Genomic DNA, 1,299 nt, shown 5'->3' on the forward strand with positions numbered 1-1,299 from the left:
CCCGCGCAGGCGGGAATCCAGAAGTTTGAAATAGCGGTTAACCTTAAACATTTCCGACAAATCAAAGTCTGGATTCCCGCCTGCGCGGGAATGACGGCATAGGTACTTTTTCTTTGAATTTACCATACACCGTTTTTAAAATTGCCCCGTCGCCACACCGCCCGACAATATTGCACCCGCCCACTGTTCACCACACACATAACGCCCCATGATAGACCTGCACTGCCATTCCACCGTTTCCGACGGTATGCTCTCCCCCGCCGAAGTCGTGTGCCTCGCGCATCAAAACGGCTGCACGCTGCTGGCGTTGACCGACCACGACCACACCGGCGGCATCGCCGAAGCGCGTGCCGAAGCCGACGCGGTCGGGCTGCGTTTCGTCAACGGCGTGGAAATCTCCGTAACTTGGCGCGGGCGCACCATACACGTCGTCGGTTTGGATTTCGACGAACAAGACGAAAACCTGCAAAACCTGTTGGCGCAAGTACGGCAAGGTCGTCTGAAACGCCTTGAAGCCATCGCCGCCAAGCTCGAAAAGAAAGGCATCGGCGGCGCATACGACGGCGCGCTCGCACTGGCGGCAAACAAAGAAATGGTCAGCCGCACCCATATCGCCGAGTTCCTCATCCGAGCGGGACACGTCAAAAACAAGCAGCAGGCGTTCACCAAATACTTGGGCGACGGCAAATCCTGCGCCGTCCGTCACGAATGGGCGACGCTGGCAGACTGCGTCTCCGCCGTCAACGGCGCAGGCGGCATGGCTATCATCGCCCACCCCATGCGCTACGACTTGTCCGCCACCGCCAAGCGCAATCTGTTTGAAGAATTTAAAAACCTCGGCGGTGTGGGCATCGAAGTCCACAGCGGCAACTGCTGCAAAAACGACCGCCTCAACTACGCGCTGCTGGCAGAACGCTTCGGCATGCTCGCCAGCGCGGGCAGCGATTTCCACCGCTTAAACGACTTCAGCGGCGGCATCCTCGGCGCATGTCCCGAACTGCCGGAAAACTGCAAACCGGTTTGGGAACATTTCAAAAGGGTTTGAGACGTTTAAGGCCAAGTTTGGATATTGGGGCAAACTCGCCGACGCTACACGCCATGCCTTAAAGAATTCCGTCGTGTAGGTTTTATCCGCAAATTTACCGAAAATTTCAAACAACCTGTCTGCGCACAATCTTGACAGGTAAACCAAACCGTACCGCTGCCGTCATGCCCATACACACAAAAGCAGCCATGATGGCGAATAGGCGTCCTATTTGATTCAAAGGAATTATAGTGGATTAACTTTAAACCAGTACG

General features: G+C 55.6%; 1 protein-coding gene. It reads left to right on the forward strand.

Annotated features, from left to right (window positions below; all coding sequences use genetic code 11):
• Positions 1–208: 208 nt before the first annotated feature.
• Positions 209–1,045 carry a PHP domain-containing protein gene (locus tag HMPREF3066_RS05710; RefSeq protein WP_070441095.1) on the forward strand — a complete coding sequence of 279 codons (837 nt, stop codon included), beginning with the start codon at positions 209–211 and terminating at the stop codon, positions 1,043–1,045.
• Positions 1,046–1,299: the final 254 nt, after the last annotated feature.

This window comes from Neisseria sp. HMSC03D10 (genome assembly GCF_001807625.1).
GTDB classification, from domain to species: Bacteria; Pseudomonadota; Gammaproteobacteria; order Burkholderiales; family Neisseriaceae; genus Neisseria; species Neisseria mucosa.